The sequence below is a fragment of the Clavibacter vidaverae genome (assembly GCF_047529985.1).
GTDB classification, from domain to species: domain Bacteria; phylum Actinomycetota; class Actinomycetes; order Actinomycetales; family Microbacteriaceae; genus Clavibacter; species Clavibacter nebraskensis_A.
Map to the genome: position 1 here is coordinate 500119 of NZ_JBLJAM010000002.1, position 21630 is coordinate 521748.

18 protein-coding genes and 2 tRNA genes are annotated in these 21630 nt (G+C 73.2%); 10 read left to right on the forward strand and 10 right to left on the reverse strand.

Annotated elements, in window-relative coordinates; all coding sequences use genetic code 11:
• Positions 1-6: 6 nt before the first annotated feature.
• The 6 genes from ACMT9T_RS15090 to galU form a co-directional block, all read right to left on the reverse strand.
• A complete protein-coding gene (locus tag ACMT9T_RS15090; RefSeq protein ID WP_414746318.1) occupies positions 7-1629 on the reverse strand; it encodes a DUF7059 domain-containing protein in 1623 nt (540 codons plus the stop codon).
• Between the two features lie 101 nt (positions 1630-1730).
• Complete coding sequence (locus tag ACMT9T_RS15095; RefSeq protein ID WP_414746319.1) at positions 1731-2936, reverse strand: glycoside hydrolase family 5 protein; 1206 nt, start codon at positions 2934-2936, stop codon at positions 1731-1733.
• Between the two features lie 116 nt (positions 2937-3052).
• Positions 3053-3125, reverse strand: a tRNA-Ala gene (locus ACMT9T_RS15100).
• A 68-nt stretch (positions 3126-3193) separates the two neighbouring features.
• Positions 3194-4150: a hypothetical protein gene (locus tag ACMT9T_RS15105; RefSeq protein WP_414746320.1), complete on the reverse strand. Its 957-nt coding sequence runs from the start codon at positions 4148-4150 to the stop codon at positions 3194-3196.
• Between the two features lie 86 nt (positions 4151-4236).
• Entirely contained in the window at positions 4237-4905 is a 669-nt protein-coding gene (locus ACMT9T_RS15110) for a GNAT family N-acetyltransferase (protein ID WP_086526103.1), read from the reverse strand.
• Between the two features lie 93 nt (positions 4906-4998).
• Positions 4999-5895: a UTP--glucose-1-phosphate uridylyltransferase GalU gene (galU, locus tag ACMT9T_RS15115; RefSeq protein ID WP_012039135.1), complete on the reverse strand. Its 897-nt coding sequence runs from the start codon at positions 5893-5895 to the stop codon at positions 4999-5001.
• A 40-nt stretch (positions 5896-5935) separates the two neighbouring features.
• Here galU and ACMT9T_RS15120 point away from each other — a divergent pair, with 40 nt between their 5' ends.
• The 3 genes from ACMT9T_RS15120 to mscL are packed head-to-tail and all read left to right on the forward strand — an operon-like array spanning position 5936 to position 7439.
• Positions 5936-6511 carry a 5-formyltetrahydrofolate cyclo-ligase gene (locus ACMT9T_RS15120; protein WP_414746321.1) on the forward strand — a complete coding sequence of 192 codons (576 nt, stop codon included), beginning with the start codon at positions 5936-5938 and terminating at the stop codon, positions 6509-6511.
• Positions 6512-6517: 6 nt separating this feature from the next.
• Positions 6518-6928, forward strand: coding sequence for an FmdB family zinc ribbon protein (locus ACMT9T_RS15125; RefSeq protein WP_414746322.1), 411 nt, complete (start codon positions 6518-6520; stop codon positions 6926-6928).
• A 28-nt stretch (positions 6929-6956) separates the two neighbouring features.
• A complete protein-coding gene (gene mscL, locus ACMT9T_RS15130) occupies positions 6957-7439 on the forward strand; it encodes a large conductance mechanosensitive channel protein MscL (protein WP_414746323.1) in 483 nt (160 codons plus the stop codon).
• 40 nt (positions 7440-7479) lie between these two features.
• Here mscL and ACMT9T_RS15135 read toward each other — a convergent pair whose 3' ends face one another.
• Both ACMT9T_RS15135 and ACMT9T_RS15140 read right to left on the reverse strand, forming a co-directional pair.
• Positions 7480-7707 carry a hypothetical protein gene (locus ACMT9T_RS15135; protein WP_414746324.1) on the reverse strand — a complete coding sequence of 76 codons (228 nt, stop codon included), beginning with the start codon at positions 7705-7707 and terminating at the stop codon, positions 7480-7482.
• On the reverse strand, positions 7707-11513 hold the full coding sequence (locus ACMT9T_RS15140) for a DUF4011 domain-containing protein (protein ID WP_414746325.1): 3807 nt from the start codon (positions 11511-11513) through the stop codon (positions 7707-7709). The genes ACMT9T_RS15135 and ACMT9T_RS15140 overlap by 1 nt, the downstream gene beginning before the upstream one ends.
• A 142-nt stretch (positions 11514-11655) precedes the next feature.
• On the opposite strand from ACMT9T_RS15140, the gene ACMT9T_RS15145 reads away from it, so the two are divergent.
• Positions 11656-11727 (forward strand) — tRNA-Arg (locus tag ACMT9T_RS15145).
• Between the two features lie 85 nt (positions 11728-11812).
• Here ACMT9T_RS15145 and ACMT9T_RS15150 read toward each other — a convergent pair.
• Positions 11813-12925 carry a type I restriction endonuclease gene (locus ACMT9T_RS15150; protein ID WP_414746326.1) on the reverse strand — a complete coding sequence of 371 codons (1113 nt, stop codon included), beginning with the start codon at positions 12923-12925 and terminating at the stop codon, positions 11813-11815.
• Between the two features lie 242 nt (positions 12926-13167).
• On the opposite strand from ACMT9T_RS15150, the gene ACMT9T_RS15155 reads away from it, so the two are divergent.
• Positions 13168-13746 (forward strand): hypothetical protein, encoded by a 579-nt coding sequence (locus ACMT9T_RS15155; protein WP_414746327.1) that lies wholly within the window; start codon positions 13168-13170, stop codon positions 13744-13746.
• 408 nt (positions 13747-14154) lie between these two features.
• Here ACMT9T_RS15155 and ACMT9T_RS15160 read toward each other — a convergent pair whose 3' ends face one another.
• Positions 14155-14784: a hypothetical protein gene (locus ACMT9T_RS15160; protein WP_414746328.1), complete on the reverse strand. Its 630-nt coding sequence runs from the start codon at positions 14782-14784 to the stop codon at positions 14155-14157.
• Positions 14785-14944: 160 nt separating this feature from the next.
• Here ACMT9T_RS15160 and ACMT9T_RS15165 point away from each other — a divergent pair, with 160 nt between their 5' ends.
• Genes ACMT9T_RS15165 through ACMT9T_RS15185 form a run of 5 tightly spaced genes read left to right on the forward strand, consistent with a single transcriptional unit; the run spans position 14945 to position 21623 of the window.
• Positions 14945-16312 carry a purine-cytosine permease family protein gene (locus tag ACMT9T_RS15165; protein WP_414746329.1) on the forward strand — a complete coding sequence of 456 codons (1368 nt, stop codon included), beginning with the start codon at positions 14945-14947 and terminating at the stop codon, positions 16310-16312.
• Positions 16309-17868: a hydantoinase/oxoprolinase N-terminal domain-containing protein gene (locus ACMT9T_RS15170; RefSeq protein WP_414746330.1), complete on the forward strand. Its 1560-nt coding sequence runs from the start codon at positions 16309-16311 to the stop codon at positions 17866-17868. The genes ACMT9T_RS15165 and ACMT9T_RS15170 overlap by 4 nt, the downstream gene beginning before the upstream one ends.
• Positions 17861-18976, forward strand: a complete 1116-nt coding sequence (locus tag ACMT9T_RS15175) for an S-methyl thiohydantoin desulfurase family protein (RefSeq protein ID WP_414746331.1) — start codon at positions 17861-17863, stop codon at positions 18974-18976. Before ACMT9T_RS15170 ends, ACMT9T_RS15175 begins: the two co-directional genes overlap by 8 nt.
• A gap of 35 nt (positions 18977-19011) precedes the next feature.
• Complete coding sequence (locus ACMT9T_RS15180; RefSeq protein ID WP_414746332.1) at positions 19012-20085, forward strand: DUF917 domain-containing protein; 1074 nt, start codon at positions 19012-19014, stop codon at positions 20083-20085.
• A complete protein-coding gene (locus tag ACMT9T_RS15185; protein ID WP_414746333.1) occupies positions 20082-21623 on the forward strand; it encodes a PucR family transcriptional regulator in 1542 nt (513 codons plus the stop codon). The genes ACMT9T_RS15180 and ACMT9T_RS15185 overlap by 4 nt, the downstream gene beginning before the upstream one ends.
• The last annotated feature ends 7 nt before the right edge of the window (positions 21624-21630 follow it).

Here is a 21630-nt window from a genome sequence, read left to right on the forward strand (position 1 = left end):
GCGATCCTAGGCGTCGCGCCCTGGGCGATCGGCCCCCGCGTCCGCAGCCCCCGCCGAGGACGGCAGCAGCAGGAACCCGTCGGCGACGAGCGCGCGGATCCGCGGCAGGAGCTCCGCGCGCAGGGCGGCCGCGTCCACCGAGGTCAGCTGCGCGACCGCGTCGACGATCGCGCCGACGGCCAGCTCGCCGTCGCACGCGCCGACGAGCGCCGCCAGCCCCGTGTCGAGCGGCACCTCGCGGCCGAAGCCGGCGCCCTGGCGCAACGTCATGACCGTGGGATCCTCGGCGCCCGGCCAGTAGTGCCGCTCCTCCGTCACATCGCCCGCGACGACGAGCGCGAGCCCCGCGAGGGCGCGGTCGTCGATCCCCGCGAGCGCGTCATGCGCGGCGAGCGATGCCTGCAGGTGGTCGCCGAGCCCGGTCGGGTTGTGCCCCAAGCCGCCGTGCAGCCGCTCGAGGCGACGCAGCGTCGGCGATCCGTCGGCCGGCCGGCGGAGGGTGAGGTAGCCGAAGCCGACCGCGTCCACCCCGCGCGCGGCGAAGTCGTCGAGCCAGGCGTCGACGAGCGCCTCCGACTCGGGGGTGCCCGCGCGCGTGCCGCCGTCGCGGATCCACGTCTCGGCGTACAGGGCGGCGTCCTGCACCTCGCGCTCCACGACCCAGGCGTCGAGGCCGGATCCGGTGCGCGCGGCCGCCCGGTCGAGCCAGCCCGCGACCCGCTCGAGGCCCGGCTCGCCCGCCCGGTGCTCCCAGTTGCCGAGGAGCTGCGCGACGCCGCCCGGGGTCAGGTGGTCGGCGAGGTCTGCGACCACGCCCTCGACGAGCGCGTCGCCCACGAGGCCGGCGTCGCGGTACTCGTACGCGGGCACGCCCTCGGCCCGCGGCGTGATCACGAAGGGCGGGTTGGAGACGATGTGGTCGAACCGCTCCCCCGCGACCGGCTCGAAGAGGCTGCCGAGGCGGAGCTCGATCGTGGTCACGCCGTTGAGCGCCGCGTTCAGCGCGGCGAAGGCGAGGGCGCGTGCGGAGATGTCGGTGGCGACGACGCGGTCGGCGTGCCGCGACGCGTGGAGCGCCTGGATCCCGCAGCCCGTGCCGAGGTCGAGGGCGGACGCGACGGGCGCGGAGATCATGAGGCCGCTGAGCGTGGCGGACGCGCCGCCGACGCCGAGCACGTGGTCCTCGTCGAGCGCGCCGCCGGTGGCGAGCTCGCCGAAGTCGGATGCGATCCACCACTCGCCCACCCCGTGCGCGTCGATGAAGCCGTAGGGGCGGAGGTCGACGGCCGGCCGCACCCGGTCGCCGTCGACCTCGACCAGCCCGAGGCGCACGGCGCCGTCGAGCCCGAGCGTCGGCAGCGCAGCCTGCACGTCGGCGGCGTCGACCGGGTCGCCGAGCACGAAGAGGGCCGCGAGCGCGGCGGACGCGGGCAGGCCGTCCGCGGTGCGCGCGGCGGCGACGGCGCGGCGGGCGGGGATCCGGTTGCCGCGGTGCAGCGCCTGCCCGGCCGCGTCGCCCCACACGTCGAGCGCCGACGCGAGGGTGAAGGGCGCCGCCTCGAGGTCGGCCCGGAGCGCCCGGACCTCCGGGGTCGCGATGGTCACGGACGGGATCGCGGGGCGGGGCACTGACCGATCTTAACCGCGGAGGCGCCGGCCGCCGGGCGGGAGCCCGACGACCGGCGCCGTGGACGGGGGAGGGGTCAGCGGCCGGTGACGCCGAGCCGCGGCTAGGACCCCGCGCCCGAACCGGAGCCGGACGACGGGTGCAGGATCGGCGCCATCGCGTCGAGCTTCGCCTGCTCCGGCGTGACCCAGTCGGACTTCACGATGCCGCCCGTGTCCCCGCTGTCCGGGTTGAACGCCCAGAACGACGAGCTGATGCCCGTGCTCGCCAGGTACCCGACGAGCGTGCTCAGCCACTGCTTGTCGCTCGTGGTCTCGAGCTTCGTGCCGAACTCGCCGACGAGGACCGGGGCGATGTCCTTCTTCGCGAGGTAGCCCCAGTGCGCGTCCCAGACGCCCGGCATGTTGGACGGGAAGTCGGGCGACGAGAACCACGGCTGCCCGTAGAGGCTGGATCCGTACTCGTGCGGGGAGTAGACGACCCGGTCCGCCACCGACAGCCGCACGGGCGCGCCGCCGGCCCAGCCGAGCGCGCCGCCCCACCAGGTGCCGGATCCATCGGACTCGTGGTCGAGGCCCTCCACGATCACGAGGAGGTTCGGGTTCTCGGCGAGGACCGCGTTCCCGCCGCGCTCGGCGGCCGCCCGCCAGTCGGTGGACGCGGAGCCGGTGCCCCAGGTCGCGGATCCGTGCGGCTCGTTGTGCAGGTCGACGCCGATGACCGTGGGGTCGGCCGCGTACCGCTTCGCTAGCATCCTCCAGTCCGAGATCCACGTCGACTCGGGGTACTGCGAGGTGTACCAGAGCTCGGACTGGGCGCCCGAGTCGGGCCGGTGCTGGTCGAGGAACACGTCGAGCCCGGCGGCCTTCGCCGCGGCGACCACGTGGTCCATGACCTGCAGCGGGGTGAGGCCGGCGAGCGAGCTGTCCGCGCTCACGCCGCTGACGCTGGAGGACGCGAGGCACTGGTTCGAGTACGGCAGCCGCACGGTCGTGAAGCCCATCTGCTTGATGTGCTGCATCCCGCTGGCGAGCGTGATGGTGTCGAGTCCGTGCGGGGCGCAGTACGACGTCTCCATGCCGAACCAGGCGATGCCGCGGATCGTGTACGGAGCGCCGGAGGCGGTGACGATCTTGCCGCCCGACGTGTGCAGCCAGCCGGGCGGCGATGCCGCGGCCGAGGTGTCGGCGAAGGAGGAGGGCGCAGCGCCGCCTTCGGCGGCGGATGCGACGGACGCCCCTGTCGTCGCGAGCGCGACGGGGAGGAGGAGCCCGAGCAGGACGGACGTGATGCCTCTGCGTGTCTTCATGGCGGCAGGCTAGGACCGGGCAACGCCTGACGCGCGAGTACCTCACAGAACGTGAGGGTGAACGGCGGGCCACGACGAGGGGAGAAAGCAAAAACCCCGCCGGAGCGGGGTTCTTGTGGACCTAAGGAGATTCGAACTCCTGACCTCCTCGATGCGAACGAGGCGCGCTACCAACTGCGCCATAGGCCCTGACAACTCCACGAGACTACCACGTCACGGGGAGCCCTCCGAACCGCGGGGTCCGGACGGGGATCCGGTCAGCCGACGGCCCGGCGACGACGCAGCACCTCGTCGAGGTCGCCCATGCCGGGCTCCGCGTCGTCGACGATGCCCATGCGCGAGAAGCGGCTGTCCGGAGCGGTGCGGGCCACGGGTGCGACGGACGCGGCCGGAGCCGCCTCCTCCTCGGCCGACAGGCGCGCGACCTCGGGCTCGAGGTGGGCTCGACGCAGCGTCTCCTCGGAGGCGGCCGCCGCACGGCGCATCTCCTCGACGGGCGACAGCGGCGTGCGCGGCGCGTTGCCGGCGCCGGGACGCGGCCCGGGCGCCTGCGAGCGCGAGAGGTACAGCGGCTTCGGCACGGGCACGGGCGTCCAGGACTCGCCCTCCTCGCGCTCGGCGACGGGCTCGGCGGTCTGCTCGACGGACTCGTGGAAGTCGGTGAAGCCGGTCCGGGGGCGCGGCCGGGCCTCGGGCGCCTGGAGGCGACGCGCGGCGGCGATCTGCGACATGCGCTGCAGGAGCGCGAGCGAAGCCATCGTGGCGAGGGAGGAGATCACGAGCAGGGGCCAGGATCCGGCGGCCGCGACCTGGGCGATCCCCGCGATCACGCCCACGAGGGCGAGCGTCAGGACGACGGTGGCGGTGAGCCGGGTGCGGCGGAGGCGCGTGGCGGCGGAGGGCGACGTTGCGGACACGGGGGCCACTTTCGGTAGGGCGCGCTGGGCGGCGGCGTCTCGCGCTCGCGCGGCGGCTTCGGCTTCTTCGGCGGCCCGGCGGAGGGCGCGCTGCTGCTCGACGACGCTGCGGGCGTTGGTCTCCGCCCGCACCGCGTCGGGGACCTCGGCCGTCTCGGCCAGGATCCGCAGGGTCTGCTGGAGGCGCACGGCGTTGCGCTCGGTCGCCATGTACTGGCGCCGGTGCAGCCACGTGGGCAGGAGGTAGGCGAGCCAGAGCACCGCGGAGAGCGCGATGATGATGCCGCCGGATTGCATGTCCCGAGGCTAGGAGGTCCGGCGGGTGCGGCGCGGGAAGCGCGCCGCGTGTCCACGCCCGGACCGGCGCATCCGCAGGTCGGCGGTCAGATCCGGCGCTGCACGGCGAGCGGCGACGCGGCCGCCTCGACGTCGGCGTCGGGGACGCGCGACCACTCGGGATCCACGCCGCCCTCCTTCCAGCGCGCGAGCACGCTGGTGGAGAGCTCCTCGACGACGAGGCCGAAGCAGAAGTGGTCGCGCCAGTCGCCGTTGATGTGGATGTAGCGGCGGCGCAGCCCCTCGTACCGGAAGCCGAGCTTCTGCACGACGCGGAGGCTGGGCGCGTTCTCCGGGCGGATGCAGATCTCCATCCGGTGGAGCCCGAGGGTCGTGAAGCAGTAGTCGGTCGCGAGCGCGACGGCCGTGGGCGTCACGTTGCGCCCCGCGAACTCCTGGCCGACCCAGTAGCCGATGGTCGCGCTCGAGAGCGATCCGTAGGCGATGGACGACACGTTGAGCTGGCCCGCGAACTCGTCGTCGTAGTCGATCACGAGGGGCACGCCGAGCCCGGCGCGGGCGTTGGCCTGCAGCGACCGGATGCTCGCGCGCGTGTCGAACGCCATCGGCGCATAGGGGCTCGTGGCCTCCCACTTGCGGAGCCACGAGCGGTTGTCGAGCAGCGAGCGCTCGAGGGCCCGCGAGTCGCGGAGCCGGATGGGCCGGACGGAGATGCGCCCGTCCCGCATGGTGGGTACGGTCTGCGGCACGTCCATGAGCCTAGGCCTCCGCGGACGCGGCGGTGCGACCCCGCGACGGGGCCGCGTCAAGCGGCTCGTCGGGCGTCGTCCGCGCGCCGCGGACGGGGATCAGCGCTCGAGCGTCTTGACGAACTCGGGCAGCCACTCGCGGAGGCCCTCGCCGAGGTCCTCGTGGTCGACGCCGAGCTGGACGATGGCCTTCAGGTAGTCGAGCCGGTCGCCCGTGTCGTAGCGGCGGCCGCGGAAGACGACACCGTAGACGCCGCCGGTCCACTCGGGCGCGGCGGCCATCTTCTCGAGCGCGTCGGTGAGCTGGATCTCGCCGCCCTTGCCGGGCTCGGTCTTGTGCAGCACGTCGAAGACCTCGGGGCGCAGCACGTAGCGGCCGATGATCGCGAGGTTGGAGGGCGCGGTGCCGGCGGCGGGCTTCTCGACCATGCCGGTGATGCGCACGACGTCGTCGTCGTCCGTCTCCTCGACCGTGGCGACGCCGTAGAGGTGCGTCTGGGAGGGATCCACCTCGAGGAGCGCGACGACCGAGCAGCCGCGCTGGAGCTGGACCTCGATCATGCGGGAGAGGAGGACGTCGCGCTTGTCGATGATGTCGTCGCCGAGGAGCACGGCGAAGGGCTCGCGGCCCACGTGCATCTCGGCGCGCAGGACCGCGTGGCCGAGGCCCTTGGGGTCGCCCTGGCGGACGTAGTGCATGTCGGCGAGGTCGGTGGACTCGTTGACCTTGCGGAGCTTCGCGTCGTCGCCCTTGAGCTGCAGGGTGGCCTCGAGCTCGGCGTTGCGGTCGAAGTGGTTCTCGAGGGCCGTCTTGTTGCGGCCCGTGATCATGAGGACGTCGTGCAGTCCGGCGCCGACGGCCTCCTCCACCACGTACTGGATGGCCGGGCGGTCCACGACCGGCAGCATCTCCTTCGGCATCGCCTTCGTCGCGGGCAGGAATCGTGTTCCGAGTCCCGCGGCGGGGATGACGGCCTTCGTGATGTGGGTGACCATGCGATCGAGCGTATCCATAAAAGCTACCTAGACTCGACCCATGCCGAGCGATGTCGGGAACGAGAAGAGGGCCCTGCGCGCCCAGCTGCGCGAGCGTCGTCGGCAGATGACCTCGACGGAGCGCGACGAGTCGGCCCACGGGCTCACCAGCCGGCTCACCGAGCTCGTGGCGAACCACGACGCCCGGCGGGTGGCCTGCTACCTCTCCACGGTCGACGAGCCGACCACGCGTCCGTTCCTGCAGTGGCTGCACGCGGACGGCCGGCAGGTGCTGCTGCCGGTGTCGCGCAACGACGGCCTGCTCGACTGGGTCGTGAGCGACGGCACCGAGACCGAGGGCCTGTTCGGACTGCCGGAGCCGGTGGGCGAGCTGCTCGGGCCGATCGCGATCAACGACGTCGACCTGATCATCGTGCCCGCCGCCGCGGTCGACCAGGGCGGCATGCGGATGGGCTGGGGCCGCGGCTACTTCGACAAGACCCTCGGATCCATGGAGGCCTGCCCCCCGGTCTACGCTGTGGTGTTCGACGCCGAGTTCGTCGACGAGCTCCCGCGGGAGAAGCACGACATGCCGGTCGACGGCATCGTGACCCCGACCCTCATCCACTCCTTCTAGGGACCCATGCCCACGTACTCCTACCGCTGCACCGTCTGCGGCAACGCCTTCGACATCGTCCAGGCGTTCACCGACGACTCCCTCACCGAGTGCCCCGTCTGCGGCGGCAAGCTGCGGAAGCTCTTCGCCGCGGTCGGCGTGAGCTTCACCGGCAGCGGCTTCTACCGCAACGACTCGCGCACCGAGGACGCGGCGAAGCGGTCGCGCTCGTCGTCGTCCGCGAAGTCGTCCGGCTCCGGATCCTCGGACGGCGCGTCCTCCGGATCGTCGGACTCGTCGTCGTCCTCGTCCTCGTCGTCGGACTCCTCCGGGTCATCCGGATCCGGGACGATCGGCCAGGGCTCCGGTACCGTGACCCCCAGCACCCCCTCCGGTCCCGCGTCCTCGGGCTCCGGCTCGTCCTCGCCGTCCACCTGATCGGGCGGCCCGCCAGACAGGAGCACCCATGAAGGGTTTCAAGGAGTTCATCCTCCGCGGCAACGTCATCGACCTCGCGGTCGCCGTCGTCATCGGCGCCGCGTTCACCGCGATCGTGACGGCACTCGTCACGAACCTCATCAACCCGCTGATCGGCGCGGTCTTCAACGCGTCCACGTTGAACGAGGCCTTCAAGGTCGACATCCCGACCGCGACCGGCAAGCCGGCGACGCTCTTCTTCGGGGCCGTGCTGGCCGCGCTGATCAACTTCCTCATCGTCGCCGCGGTCGTCTACTTCGCGCTCGTGCTGCCGGTGAACCACCTCAAGAAGGTGGCGTTCGCGAAGCAGAAGGCCGAGGAGGACGCGACGCCGAAGGACGTGCCGCCGACCGAGGCGGAGCTGCTCATCGAGATCCGCGACCTGCTCGCGGGGCGGCCCTCGCCCGAGGGCGCGCACACGATCCCGTCGTCCGCCGGTCAGCACGTGGCGGAGCCCGGGAAGCCCTCCTAGCGCGGATCCACGTGACCCGACCGCCTCCGGCGTCGACCCGTCAGCCCCAGTGGGGCGGGCGGTCGAGCCGGAGGCGGTCGTCGTTGGCGTCGGACGCGGCGGGCGCGTCGCCCCAGCCCTGCGGTGCGTCCTCGGCGGCGGGCACCGCGGGGGCGCGCGCGGCGGCCTGCGGTGTGGGGTCGGATCCGGGGACGGGCGGCGTCGAGGCGCGGCGCGACCGGCGGACCGGACGGCGCTCCCCCGCGGCGGCCGCGTCGCGCTCCGGCATCACTCCGCCCGGTGCGCGCCGGCCTGGACCTGCACGGGAGCGGTGATCGGGTGCGCGTCCGAGATCGCGCCGAGGGCGGTGGCGATGCGGCGGGCGACGGCATCCGGATCCGCGAACAGCTCGAAGGAGTGCACGCGCAGGTAGTGCCAGCCGAGGCGCTTGAGCATCTCGGGGCGGAGGCGCAGCGACTCGCGGAGGCTCGTCTGGTTGACGACCGGATCCGTCTCGATCGCGATCGCGCGGCCGCCGTAGGAGGCCACGAGCCCGAGCTTGTCGCGGTGCCCGAGGGCGGGCGCGAGGCCGAGGCCCTCGAGGCGGCGGGCGAGGTCGACGAGCATGGCGTCGCCGTCATCCGGGATCGGATCCTCCTTGAAGCGGGCCTCCGCCTCCGACAGGATCTGCGCGAGCGCGACGATGCCGTGCTTCATCCGGTCCTGGTCGATGTCCGAGGGCTGGAAGCAGGAGACGACCACCATCGAGCGGCGGGCGCGCGTCATGGCGACCGCGAGGAGGCGCTCCCCGCCGGGCGCCGCGAGGGCGCCGAAGTTGGACAGCACGCGGCCGTGCGGGGTGCGTCCGTAGCCGACAGAGAAGATCACCCGGTCGCGGCTCTGCGCGACGCACTGCTCGAGGGTCGCGACCATGAACGGCTCGGCGCGGTCGCCGATGAAGAACTCGGTGACGTCGCTGCGCTTGGCGGCCGCGTGCAGCACTGCCTGCTGCACGCGCACGGCGTGGCGCGCGCTCGCGGTGATGACCATGAGGGACTCGCGCGGGCGGTGGCTCGCGTGGTCGAGCACGAGCTCCACCACGCGGATCACCTCGGCGTCGACGCTCTCGACCGCTCCGGTGTCCTCGTCGGGCATGCCGTGGCCGTCGGCGACGAAGTCGAGCGACAGGCTGCCGTGGCCGAGGAACGTGCCCGCCCACGGGAGGGACTGGATCCGGCCGCCGTAGAAGCGGCGGTTGACGAGCTCGGCGAGGTCCTCGCCGCCCGCGCGGTAGCTGCGCGTGAGGGAGAGCGTAGGCAGAAGCTCGCCGAGGCGCGCGAGCGCGGAGTCGGCGTGGCGCTCCTCGAGCGTCGAGTCGTCGTCCGCGAGCTGCGGCGTGGAGCGCTCCGACTGCGGGACGACGGCGATGGTGAACGGCGACGGCGTCTGCGTGACGGGATCCCCGAACACGACGGTCTGCTTGCCGCGCCGGATGCCGCCGAGGGCCTCCGCGAGCGTCATCGCGCCGGCGTCCACGAGGAAAACGGCGTCGAACGGCATCTCGTCGGTGATCGCGGGCACCTCGTAGGGCGACGCGAGCCAGACCGGCGCGATGGTGCGCGAGAGGTGGGGCGCGGAGTGGTGGAGGGCAGCGGCGTCGACCGGGCCGGACCCGCCGAGCAGCTGGCGCAGGTGGTGCGCCTCCTCGGGCCAGTCGACCACGCCGATCTTCCAGGTCTCCGCGAGCTGCCACGCGAGCAGGCCCGCGCTGGCGGTGGCGTGCGCCTCGTCGACGAGGCGGAAGTCGGATTCGAGCCGGTCGAGCACGCTCGTGTTCGCGTTGAGGAGCGCCTTGTCGCCCGCGAGCATCTGCTCGAGCACCGACTGCCACCACGCGAGCTCGAGCTCGGCGGCCACGGACTCCTGCGGCACGTGCCGGTCGGAGAGGTCGCGGAGCAGCGGATCCAGGTCGAGGCGGCGGAGCTCCGCCAGCAGGGAGGTGCGCTCCTGCAGGTTCTGCAGCACCTCGCTGTCCTCGGCGAGCTGGGCGACCTTCTCGCGCAGCTCGTCGACGGGCAGCTCGGCGAGCGGGGTCGGGCGCGTGAGCATGCTCAGCGGCTCGTCGAGCACCTTGAGGTCGGCGGCGACCTCCTGGTAGCGCACGTGCACGTCGGAGATGCCGCGCGGGACCTCAGGGGTCGAGCCGACCGCGACGTAGCGCTGCCACAGGATCCGCTGCTTCTGGATGGCCTTGAGGCTCTCGTGCATGTCGGAGATGTGGACGCCGGGGCGCACGTACTCGCGCGCGAGCTTGCGGAGGCGACGGCGGGTGATGCTCGTCATCTCGGGGGCGTCGCGGCGGGATCCGGTGGCCGCGATGATCTCGCTGAGCGACCGGTCGAACACCACGGGCTGGAACTTGTCGAGCGTCTCGCGCACGTCGAGCAGGAGGCGCAGGTACACGCCGAGCTCGTCGATGGACGTGTAGGCGCGCATGCGGGTCTGGCCGATGAGCTCGTCGGCGCGCTCGAGGAGCCGCGGCAGGCCGTCGGCGGACAGCGACTTCGCGAGGTCGTGCGCGTGCGTCGCGGCGGCGCTGGTAGAGAAGGTGGCGCCGTACCAGGGCGAGTCGCCCGGGCCGTAGCGGAACTCGCCGAGGCTCGCGGCCTTCACGAGGGAGGCGGCGGCGCTCGCGCGGTCGTGCGCGATGGCGACGACGGCGTCGCGCGTGAGGCGCGCGGTGGTCGCCGGCGGGTTCGGCAGGAGGGCGAGGCGGGAGAGCTCGCCGAGGGCGTCGAGCACGGAGACGCCGAGGTCCTTGTCGGGACGCCCGAGCGCGAAGCGGTAGTCGAGCAGCACGTGGCGGAGGCGCACGAGGGCGTCATCGACCTCGGCGGTCTGCGCGGGCGCGGCCTTCTCGTTGCGGACGATGGACTGCACCACGTCGCGCTTGAGCGACTTCGGCGCCACCGCGAGGCCGGGCAGGCCGACGTCGGCGAGGCGCTGGCCGATCCCCTTGAGGGAGGAGGCGCGGGGGCTCACGACGAGCACGCGCTTGTTCTGCGCGACCAGGCAGCCGATGGAGTTGACGATGGTCTGCGTGCCGCCGGTGCCCGGCAGCGTCGTCACCACGAGCGAGTTGCCCGCGTTGATCTGCGCGATGACGTACTCCTGCTCGGGATCCGCGTCGAGCAGCAGGGTGTCGGTGACGGGCGGGCGCTGGTCCTGCGGGATCGGGTCCACCGGCGCGTACGCCTCGCCGACGTCCCACTTGGCCGTGGGGTTGCCGGCGATGGCGTCGATGACGAGGTGCTCGAGGTGCTCGGCGTCCTCGGCGAGCGCGCGGCCCACCTCGGCGAACGAGGAGACGACGAGGCGCGGCTGCACGGCGAACGCGGGCAGGTGCGAGGTGAGGCCGCGGAGGCGGTCGATGACCGGCTGCGGCTTGAAGGCGCCGTTCTGCACGGCGAGCGCGACGAACGACTCGGCGTCGAGCGTGATCTGGAACTGCTCCTCGAGCGCGCGCGCGAGCGCCGGGTTGAGGAACGGCTGGCCCTTGAGGCGCACCTCGTAGTCGCTGCCGTGGCGGCGGATCGCGAGCGGGCGCAGGAGCACCGGCGCGCGGAACTGCTCGTCGGCGTAGCGCCACTCGGCGAGGCCGATGGCCAGGTGGATCGACTCGATCCCACGGGCCGAGACCAGCTCGATGCCCTTCTGGGTGATGCGGTTCGCGGCCTTGCGGGCGCTGCGGAGCGCGAGCTCGTCGCGGATCAGGGACGACAGCAGCGTCGTCTTGCCCGTGATGAACTGCGCGAGGCCGCCCGGGTGCGTGGTGCTCAGCTCGATGCGGGAGCCCGGGTTGTCCACGAAGTGGAGGAGAGGAGAGGGCCCGCCGATGCCGGCCAGCTGCTCGCGCCACTCGCGCCAGCGGGGCTCGGCCACGTTGCCGCTCCCCAGGTGCACGTCGCCGACCCGGAGGTCGTGGGGGCTGGTGCTGTTGTGGGAAGCATTCACGTGGGGGTCCTCAAGAGGCTCGGCGGCGAACCCGGAGAGCAGGTCGTCGTCGTCGTCGGATCGTTCATTGGCACGCCACACCCGGCAACAGTACGACGCGGCGGGTGGGGAAACCGGCAGGCGGGGCCGCGCGGGCGTGGATCCAGGGGGCTCGGCGGACAGCCGCCCGCGCCCCCGCCTGCCTCGGCCGGAGGCCCGCCCCTCCGCTACCATGGGCCCGTCAGCCTCTGTAGCTCAATGGAAGAGCAGTTCCGTCCTAAGGAAAGGGTTGGGGGTTCGAGTCCCTCCAGGGGCACCTCGCACGTCGCCGTCGTCGTTCCGCCGACGCTCACGGGACCGGCCGAGCCGCCCGCCTCGAGCGCGACGCCGTCCGGCCATGACTACGCGCCGACCGCCTCCCCGGCGTGGACCCGGATCGCCTCCCGGATGGCGTCCGCGTGCGCGTAGATCTCGTCGAGCGACCCGATCGAGTGCCGCGTCTCGGCCTTGTGCGCATCGAAGAGCCCGAGGTACTTCTGCTTCTTTCCGTTGAAGTGGAGGCGCGCGATGGGCTTGCGGTTGTTGTCGTCGAGCAGGATCGCGAGGTACGACTTCGCGTCGCGGTGCACCACGCGCTGCGGCTTCACCTCGCTGCAGGCGATGGCCTTGACGATCTGGTAGCCCTCGAGCTCCTCCAGCGTCGTCTCGATCTCGGTGTCGCGGTCGAGATCGGCCTCCACGACCTCCTCGCTCGTGATCGCGTCGGCCGACGGCGCGGTCGGCGCCGAGGGGAACGCAGGTGCGCCGAGCGCCGTCTTCAGGCGGTCGTTCACCTGCTCGTTGAGGTACTGCTTGGACGCCTTGGCGACGAGCGTCGTGAACTGCTCGCGCACCTTCTCCGTGAACGATCCGTCGTACACGCGACGGGTGAGGAGCTTCACCCATTCCGTGGTCGGCTCGCGGAACTCCGCCGCGATCGCGCGCTTCAGCGCACCGACGTACTTGAGCTCGCCGGCCGCGCTGATGATCGAGTCGAGGTCGAACACGTCCTTCGTGAGCTTCATCAGCTCGGGCAGCAGGGTCTCGTCGATGTCCGCGAGGTCGAGCACCAGGAACGGCTTCTCGTCCATGCGGTTCGGCGCGTCGAGGTCCGTGTAGAAGTGGTAGACCTCGCCGTTGGTGAGCACCGCGATGCGCGCGTTCGTCACGGCGAAGTAGCGGAAGAGCTGCGAGGCGTGCTCGATCTTGAGCGGCTCGGTCGACTTCTTGCACTCGATGAGGATCTGCACCTCGCCGTCGCGCATGATCGCGTAGTCGATCTTCTCGCCCTTCTTGAGGCCGAGGTCCGCCGTGAACTCGGGGACCACCTCGAGCGGGTTGAAGACGTCGTATCCGAGGATCGTGGAGATGAACGGCATGATGAACGCGTTCTTCGTCGCCTCCTCCGTCTGGATGGCCTCGCGCTGGTTGCGGACCTTCAGGGCCAGGGCGGCCAGTCGTTCGGCGAATTCCATGGGGACTCCCTCGTCTCGGTGATGCCGACGATACGGAGGTCGATGCGCGCTCATGAAGATGCGGGTGCCCCCATTTCGGGACGGGGACGAGTCGCACGGGTGACCGCGGGGACGCGGACGCGGGATCTCCGGCCGATCGCTACAGTCGAGGCCCGAGCACCGCTTCGCGCAATGCCGGACGGGCCGCGCATCGCTCCAGCGCCGGCTCCGAGCCGTCGCCGTCCGCACAGAGGGAGATCACCATGCACGTCATCCAGCTCGGATACCTGGGGGTCCTCGACGGGCGGCCGAACCTCACGCTGCAGGATCCCCTCACGCGACGGACGCGCCACTTCAGCCCCGCACAGCAGGACGCGGACCTGCTCCGGTCCATCGATCCGACGCGCACAGACCAGGAGTTCACGGAGGAGGAGCGCCGCCGCCTCGTCGGGTTCGCCGGGCTCGGGATCGTCGCCCTCTACGGCGACGACGCTCCGCTGTCCGCCCTCGACGTGATCCCCGCACCCCGCGTGGACATCATCCTGGACGCCGTGCTCGACGAGGGGTACCGCTTCACCTCGGCATCCGACGAGCCGTTCGAGCTGACGGAGTACGGCGCTCGCTTCCTCTACAAGGTCGACGGCCGACGGACGCTCGGGGAGATCGCGCTCGCCACGCGTGACGAGGCACTCGCGGATGACGCCGACCGAGCGGCCATCGAGGAGGGCGTGCAGCGACTCGGGCTGTCGTTCGAGGAGTTCCTCACCGAGGAGGCCTACCGCTTCGTCTCCGCTCTCCGCGGGCGCGTGGCGCTGACCTTCGAGACGACCGAGGACGAGTGAACGGACGCGCGTTCGTCAGCGCCGCGATGGCAGGAGGCGTCGCGGCCGTCGGCGCGCTGGGCGTCGCCACGCAGGCCGGAGGACCCGACCCCCAGACACTGCTCGACGCCGCGGAAGCCGCCGCGGTCACGCCGAACGAGAGACGGGAAGAGCAGGAGGAGTGGATCACGGCCGCGCGTGACGCCACGGCGGACGACGCGCTGATCCTCGGACCTCCTTCCCCGCGTCCGCAGGACCTGCCGAGCGGGACGGCCCCCGCCGTGCGCGTCCTGCCCACGGCGAGCCCGCGGAGACCGACCCCCCTGCCTCAGCGGCCGGGCCGAGGGCGGAGCCGCTGAGGCATCCGCGGCTTCGTCCACGTGGCGGATCCCGGCTCCGTGACCACCTGCACCGCTTCATCCCCGCAGCTCACGAGGTCTCAGGGCTCGGGTCACGTCCCTCGTCGCGCGTGGTGCCCTCCTCCTCCCGGCGCTTCCGCTCGATCGCGTCGCGGTACCGCCGCATGCTCCGCTCCTCGGCCCGGCGGCGGATCTCCGCGACGTCCGGCGCGAACGTCTCGCGCGTCATCCCCGTGAACTCCGCCCACTTGGCGTCGTGCTCCACCTGGGTCATGCCGGGTTCCCACGGACGCAGCCAGGCGATCTCCACGGCCTCGACGATCGCCCAGGCGACCGCGACCGCGAGTCCCGCGGCGAGCGCCCCGGCCACCGACCAACCCAGGAGGACGACGACCGCCGACGCGGCGAGCGTCGGCACGAGCGCGAAGTCCCAGCCGCCCGGCGAGGACAGCCGACGAGCGCGCGCGAAGCGGCCCTCCACCAGGACCTCGACGATCGTCGCCCCGCAGGTCACCGCCGCCACGCAGGCGACGAGCTGGCCCGGGTCGAGATCCGGGACCGCGGGCAGCAGCGACGACAGCCACAGGAGAAGGAGGACGACAGGAGCCGTGACAGCGTCGAGGAGGAGGTGCCCGAGGAACGCCGCACCGAACCCCGGAGGCTCCCACGAGTCGGGGTTGCGGGGTCGTCCGTCGTCCATGTGGATCCCGATGCTCGCAGGCGCGGAGCCCGCCCGCGCGGATCCTCCCCCAGCACCCTGCCCCGCTTCACACCCCCGACACGGCACTCTGCACATGGCGCCCTCCGCGGGCGGATCCCTACGCTGTGGCAACCCGTCGCCACACCCGAGGAGACTCCCCATGGCATCCACCGCACCCGACGACTACGCGCTCGCGCGGGTCCCGCAGGAGGCGCGCTACCACTGGTTCCCGATCGCCACGCAGCGCGTCGGCCAGCTCTCGGCGCTCAGCGCCTTCGTCGTCGCCGCCACGCTCGGCTTCAGCATGAGCTTCTGGGACGCCTTCTGGGCGATCACCATCGGCGCCGTGATCCTCGAGGTCGTGTGCATCTTCACGGGCCTCATCGGGCAGCGGGAGGGGCTGAACACCTCGGTCCTGTCCCGCTGGACGGGCTTCGGCCACGCGGGATCGGCGCTCATCGGCCTGGCCATCGGCGTCAGCCTCATCGGCTGGTTCGGGATCCAGTCGGGCGTCTCCGCGTCCGGCCTCCACTCGATCATGCCGTGGCTCCCGGTGTGGGCGTGGTCGCTCGCGTTCGGCCTCCTCATCACGGCCGTCGTGATGCTCGGCTTCCACGGCATGCAGTGGGTCGCGAACGTCGCCGTGCCCCTCTTCCTCCTGCTCGTCGGCTGGGCGGTGGTGATCGAGCTGCAGAAGCACGACATCTCGGAGCTCGTGACGCAGCCGGCGCCGGGGCCGCCGATGTCGATCATCGCGGGCGCCTCGATCGTGGCCGGCGGCTTCATCGTCGGCGCGCTCATCTCGCCCGACCAGACGCGCTACAACCGCTCGGCCGCCGACGTCGTGAAGCAGACGGTCGTGAGCATCACGGTCGGCGAGTACCTCACGGGCCTCTCCGGCGTGCTGCTCGCGCACGCGGTGCGCACGGCCGACGTGTCGGCCATCATCCTGTCGTCGGTCGGCTGGGTCGGCGTGCTCGTGATCCTGCTGGGCACCATCAAGATCAACGACTGGAACCTCTACTCGTCCGGCCTCGGGATCGTGAACTTCATCGACACCGTCTTCGGGCGGCGGGTGAACCGGGCGCTCGTGACGGTGGTGGTCGGCGTGATCGGGTCGGTGCTCGCGGCGGCCGGGATCCTCGGGCAGTTCACCGCGTTCCTCACCCTGCTGGGCGTGGCGTTCCCGCCCATCGTGGGGATCATGATCGCCGAGTACTTCGTGGTGCGGAACTGGCGGCCGGCGCTCGACGCGTCACGGGAGGCCGGCACGCTCCCGGCGAGCGCGCCGCGCTGGGTTCCCGTGAGCCTCGCGATCTGGCTCGTCTCCGCGCTCGTCGGCTACTACGCGACCTTCGGCCTCGGCAGCCTCAACGCCGTCATCACGGCCTTCGTGCTCTACGCGGTTCTCGGCAAGGCGGGGCTGATCCGGGGCGTCGGCGAGGTGCGCACCGAGCTCGCGGACCAGCCCGCGCACGGCGTCGCGGCGCCGGATGCGGCGACCGCGGGGAAGGTGGCCGCACGATGAGGATCGGCATCGACGTCGGCGGCACCAACACGGACGCCGTGCTCATGGACGGCGACCGGGTGGTCGTCGGGATCAAGTCCTCGACCACGCAGGACGTCACCAGCGGCATCGTCGGCGCGCTCGCGGAGCTCGACCGGCAGCACCCGTTCGACCCGGCGGACATCGACGCGGTGATGATCGGCACGACCCACTTCATCAACGCGCTCGTCGAGGCCCGGCGCCTCGCGCCCACCGCAGCCGTGCGGCTCGCGCTGCCGGCCACCGCGTCGCTGCCGCCGTTCGTCGACTGGCCCGAGGCGCTGGTGGCCGCGGTGCGCGGCACGGGCTACCTCGCCCATGGCGGCCACGAGTTCGACGGCCGCGTCATCGCGCCGCTCGACCACGACGAGCTGAAGCGGCACGCGGCCGACATCGCCGCGCGCGGGCTCCGGTCCGTCGCGATCTCGAGCGTCTTCGCGCCCGTGAACAGCGAGTTCGAGGTCGAGGCCGCCGCCGTGCTCGCGGCCGAGCTGGGGCCGGACGTCGCCATCTCGCTCTCCCACGAGATCGGCCGCATCGGCCTGCTCGAGCGGGAGAACGCGACCATCATCAACGCGTCGCTCCGGGAGCTGGCCGACCAGATCGTCGGCGGGCTCGAGCAGGCGGTGCGCGGCCACGGGATCACCGCTCCCCTCTACCTGTCCCAGAACGACGGGACGCTCATGGGCGTCGACTTCGCGCGCCGCTACCCGGTCGCGACCTTCGCGTCCGGCCCCACCAACTCGATGCGCGGCGCGGCCCTCCTCTCCGGGCTCGGCACGTGCGCGGTGGTCGACATCGGCGGCACCACGAGCGACGTGGGCGTGCTCGCGGGCGGGTTCCCCCGGGAGGCGACGGCCGAGATCAGCGTGGCCGGGATCCGCACCAACTTCCGCATGCCCGACGTGCTCTCCATCGGCATCGGCGGCGGATCCCTGGTGCGCGGCGACGGCGACCTGGTCGGCCCCGACTCGGTCGGCTACGAGCTCGGCCGCCGCGCCCTCGTCTTCGGCGGCGACACCCTGACCACGACGGACATCGCGGTCGCCGCCGGCATGGCCGAGGTGGGCGACCCGTCGCGCGTCGCGCACCTCTCCCCCGCGCTCATCCGGCGCACGCTCGACACCATCGCCGTGCGCGTCGCCGACGTCGTGGAGCGCATGCGCACGTCGTCCGCGCCGCTGCCCGTCGTGGCGGTCGGCGGCGGGTCGATCCTGCTGCCCGAGGAGCTGGAGGGGTTCGGCCGGATCGTCCGCCCGGAGGACTTCGCGGTCGCGAACGCCGTCGGCGCGGCCATCGCGCAGGTCTCCGGCGAGCTCGACCGGGTCTACAGCGTGAGCGAGGGATCCCGCCAACAGGCCCTCGACGACGCGCGCCAGGAGGCCGTCGAGCGCGCGGTCGCCGCGGGCGCCTCCCCCGCGACCGTGGAGATCGTGGACTTCGACGAGCTCCCCATCCCGTACCTGCCCGGCAACGCCATCCGCATCCGCGCCAAGGCCGTCGGCGACCTCGACATCAGGAAGGCCGCGCATGTCTGACACGACCATGCCCCGCACCCGCCTCACGGAGATCCGGCTGGAGCACCTGCCCGCCATCGCGCGCGGCGCCGCGATCCTCGGCACGGGCGGCGGCGGCGACCCGTACATCGGCCGGCTGCTCGCGGGCGAGGCAATCAAGGAGCTCGGCCCCATCCCGCTCGCCGACCCGTTCGACCTGCCGGACGACGCCGTGGTGATCCCCGTCGCGATGATGGGCGCCCCCACCGTGATGGTGGAGAAGCTGCCCACGGTCGAGCAGCTGCAGGGGGCGATCCTCGCGCTCGCCCGCTACCTCGGCGTCACGCCCACGCACGTCGCGTGCATCGAGGTGGGCGGGGCGAACTCCACCATCCCGATGGTCGCGGCGGCGCGCATGGGCCTGCCCATCGTGGACGGCGACGGGATGGGGCGGGCGTTCCCGGAGATCCAGATGGTGATCCCGACCATCGACGGGATCCGCGCCACCCCCATGTCCTTCGCCGACGAGAAGGGCAACACGGGCGTCGTCGACACCATCGACAACGCGTGGGCCGAGCGCCTCACCCGGCCGGTGGCGGTGCAGATGGGCAGCTCGATGATCATGTCGAACTACGCGATGACGGGCGCGCAGGTGAAGGCGTCGTTCGTGCCGCACACGCTGTCGCTCTGCCACGAGCTCGGCACCCTCGTGGAGGAGGCGCGCGAGGCGCTCGTCGACCCGGTCGAGGCGGTCGCCGCCCGGCTCGGGGGCGCGGTGCTCCTCGGCGGCAAGGTCGTGGACGTCTCCCGGCGCACGGTCGCGGGCTTCGCGAAGGGCGAGGCGCGGATCCAGGGCGCGGGCGCCGACGCGGGCCGCGAGATCGTGCTCGGGTTCCAGAACGAGATGCTGCTCGCGTCGATCGACGGCGTGCCCGTCGCCTCGACGCCGGACCTCATCATGGTGCTCGACAGCGAGACGGGCGAGCCGATCACGACGGAGACGCTGCGCTTCGGCCAGCGCGTGCGCGTGGTCTCCGCGCCCGCTGACGAGCGCTGGCACAGCCCGGGCGGCATCGAGCTCGCGGGGCCGCGGTACTTCGGCTACGACATCGACCCCGTGCGGTCGCCGGTCGACGCGTTCCCCGGCTGACGGAGGGCCGGGATCCGGGTGCTACCGTGACGCCCGTGAGCCGGGACCTGGGAGCGGACGACCTCCCCGACCTCGTCGCCGGGCTCCTGCTCCTCGGCTCCGGCGGGGGCGGCGACCCGCGGATCCTCGGGGCCGCCGTGGCGCGCCAGCTCGCGACCGCGCCCGTGCGCGCCATCGGGTTCGACGACCTCGACCCGGACGACCTCGTGGTGGCGGTGGGCTACATCGGATCCACCGCGGTGCTGCGAGAGAAGCTCCCGTCCGGCGAGGAGCTGACCGACGCCGTGGCGGCGCTCACGCGCTGGACGGGCACGCCGCCCGCCGCGCTCATGCCGCTCGAGATGGCCGGGATCAACGGCCTCGCGCCGCTCGGCGCCGCCGCGACGGCCGGCCTGCCCCTCCTCGACGCCGACCTCACCGGCCGCGCGCTCCCCCGGATCGACCAGTCGAGCCTCGTCGTCTCCGGCCGGGCGATCTCGCCGTGCGCGGTCGCCGAGCCCGGCGGCCGCACGATGCTGCTCGACGGCGTCACGCCCTCCGAGGTCGAGGGGCTGCTCCGGCTCGTGATCGCGCACTCGTCCGGGTGGGCCGCGCTCGCCCTGCCGCCGCAGCGCGCCGCCGACCTGCGCGAGACGGCGATCCCCGGCACGGCCGAGCGGGCGCTGCGGCTCGGCCGCGCCCTCCGCTCCGCCGACGGATCCGCCACCCCCGCCGAGCTCGCGGCGGCCCTCGGCGGCCGGCTCGTCGGCCACGGCCGCGTCGTGGACGTCGTCACCTCGCCGCGCGCGGGCCGCTTCGACATGACGACGGTCGGGATCGTCGACGAGGCCACCGGCGCCGTCGTGCGGCTCGAGGCCGAGAACGAGTTCGTCATCGCGCTCGTCGACGGCCGGCCGGTCGCCGCGGCACCCGACCTGATCGCCGTCATCGCGATCCCGGGGGCGTCCGTGGCGGGCGCCGGCGTGCTCCTGGTCGACGGCGTGCGCCCCAGCGCCCGGGTCGTCGTCGTGGCGCTCGACGCGCCCGCGTGGTGGACGGCGACCCCCGCGCGCCGCGCCGCCGTCTCCCCCGCCTCATTCGGCTTCGGCGACGTCGAGGTCCCCGCGTGATCCGCCCCGTGCCCCTGTCCGCGCTGCTCGCCCACGCGTCGCTGGCCGACGTGCGGCGGGTCGCGGGGACCGCCGACCCCGCGGTCCTCGGCGTCCGCGGCGTGCTGATGGACGGGCCCGCGGACGAGGATCCGCCCGGCACCGCGGACGTCCTCGTCGTCCTCGACCGGCCCGAGCGCACCACCTGGCGCTTCGACGCCCGGCTGCGCCGTCTCGCCGACCGGGGCGTGACCGTCGTGGTGCTCGACGCCTCCGTCGCCGTGGATCCCGCCACGACGCTCCTCGCCGACCGCCTGGGCGTCGTCGTGCTCGCCTGCGACGACGCGTGGGCCACCTCCGTCGCGCTGCACGACCGCCTCGGCGACGCGCGCTCCGCCGCCGGCCGGGCCGCCCTCGACGCGGTGGCCGCGGTGGCGTCGGCCGGCCGGGATCCCGCCGACGCCCTCCGCGCCGCCGCCGCCGTCCTCGGGCGACCCGCCCTGCTCGTGGACGCCTCGGGCCGCGCGCTCGCGCCCGAGGGCGCCGAGCCGTCCCCGGACGCGCGCTCCGCCATCGTCGCCGGCCTCCCCGGCCACCCGGACGCCCGCCCGGTGGGCGCGGGCGACACCCTCGTCTCGGCGCGCGTCGACTCGGGCCTGGTCGCGCCGAGCTGGCTGGTCGTCGAGCTGCCCGGATCCGTGGCCGCCGAGGTCGACGCCGTGGTCGCCGCGCTCCCCGTCGTCGCGCTCGCGGTCGGCCACCGCCTGTCGCTGCGCCGCGTGGTCGACGAGCGCGAGGCCCGCTGGCGCATCGCGCTCCTCGGCGAGCTGCTCGAGGCGGGCGACTCCCCGGGCGCCGGCCTCCTGCGCCGCGCGCTCGAGCTGGGCTGGCGCGTCGAGGGCTGGCACATGGGGATCCGCGTCGTCGCGCGCCAGGACGCCGACACCGTCGGCCGCCGCTACGAGCTCGTCGAGGCGCTCACGGCCGAGGGCCTCGACGTCGGGGTGGTCGAGCAGGGCGACGGCTGGTCCGCGTGGATCACGTTCGACCTCGAGCCCGACGTCCCCGCCGCCGATGCCGCCGCCCGCGCCGTCCGTCGGGCCCAGCAGCGCTGGGACGACGGCCTCCCCAGCGCCGTCGGCATCGGCCGCGTGCACCACGGGCCGGCCGGCATCGCGCGCTCGCTCACGGAGGCCGCCGACGCCGCGCGCCTCGCCGGATCCCGCCCCCAGTCCGGCCACTTCCTCCACGTCGACCGCCTCGGGCTCGCCCAGCTCCTCCTCGCGTGGACGCAGACCGACACCTTCCAGCCCGCCGCCGTCGAGCTCCTCGCGCCGCTCCGCCGCCAGACCACGGGCGACCTGCTCACCACGCTGGCGACCTACCTCGACGCCGAGTCCTCCGTCGCCGAGACCGCCTCTGTCCTCGCGGTGCACCGCAACACGGTGGCGGAGCGGATCCAGCGCGTGCAGCGCATCCTGCAGGTCGACCTCGCGGACGCGGAGACGCGCCTCGCCCTGCACCTGGCGTGCCGCACGGTGCGGGCGGCGGGGGCGTAGGCCGCGC

What these genes read in the sequence shown, in the direction of transcription:
- ACMT9T_RS15175 (WP_414746331.1), top strand. Translation starts at nt 17,861, where the DNA reads ATGTCTGACACGACCATGCCCCGCACCCGCCTCACGGAGATCCGGCTG.
- ACMT9T_RS15120 (WP_414746321.1), top strand. Translation starts at nt 5,936, where the DNA reads ATGCCGAGCGATGTCGGGAACGAGAAGAGGGCCCTGCGCGCCCAGCTG.
- mscL (WP_414746323.1), top strand. Translation starts at nt 6,957, where the DNA reads ATGAAGGGTTTCAAGGAGTTCATCCTCCGCGGCAACGTCATCGACCTC.
- ACMT9T_RS15095 (WP_414746319.1), bottom strand. Translation starts at nt 2,936, where the DNA reads ATGAAGACACGCAGAGGCATCACGTCCGTCCTGCTCGGGCTCCTCCTC.
- ACMT9T_RS15170 (WP_414746330.1), top strand. Translation starts at nt 16,309, where the DNA reads ATGAGGATCGGCATCGACGTCGGCGGCACCAACACGGACGCCGTGCTC.
- ACMT9T_RS15105 (WP_414746320.1), bottom strand. Translation starts at nt 4,150, where the DNA reads ATGCAATCCGGCGGCATCATCATCGCGCTCTCCGCGGTGCTCTGGCTC.
- ACMT9T_RS15110 (WP_086526103.1), bottom strand. Translation starts at nt 4,905, where the DNA reads ATGGACGTGCCGCAGACCGTACCCACCATGCGGGACGGGCGCATCTCC.
- ACMT9T_RS15155 (WP_414746327.1), top strand. Translation starts at nt 13,168, where the DNA reads ATGCACGTCATCCAGCTCGGATACCTGGGGGTCCTCGACGGGCGGCCG.
- ACMT9T_RS15150 (WP_414746326.1), bottom strand. Translation starts at nt 12,925, where the DNA reads ATGGAATTCGCCGAACGACTGGCCGCCCTGGCCCTGAAGGTCCGCAAC.
- galU (WP_012039135.1), bottom strand. Translation starts at nt 5,895, where the DNA reads ATGGTCACCCACATCACGAAGGCCGTCATCCCCGCCGCGGGACTCGGA.
- ACMT9T_RS15125 (WP_414746322.1), top strand. Translation starts at nt 6,518, where the DNA reads ATGCCCACGTACTCCTACCGCTGCACCGTCTGCGGCAACGCCTTCGAC.
- ACMT9T_RS15165 (WP_414746329.1), top strand. Translation starts at nt 14,945, where the DNA reads ATGGCATCCACCGCACCCGACGACTACGCGCTCGCGCGGGTCCCGCAG.
- ACMT9T_RS15160 (WP_414746328.1), bottom strand. Translation starts at nt 14,784, where the DNA reads ATGGACGACGGACGACCCCGCAACCCCGACTCGTGGGAGCCTCCGGGG.
- ACMT9T_RS15135 (WP_414746324.1), bottom strand. Translation starts at nt 7,707, where the DNA reads ATGCCGGAGCGCGACGCGGCCGCCGCGGGGGAGCGCCGTCCGGTCCGC.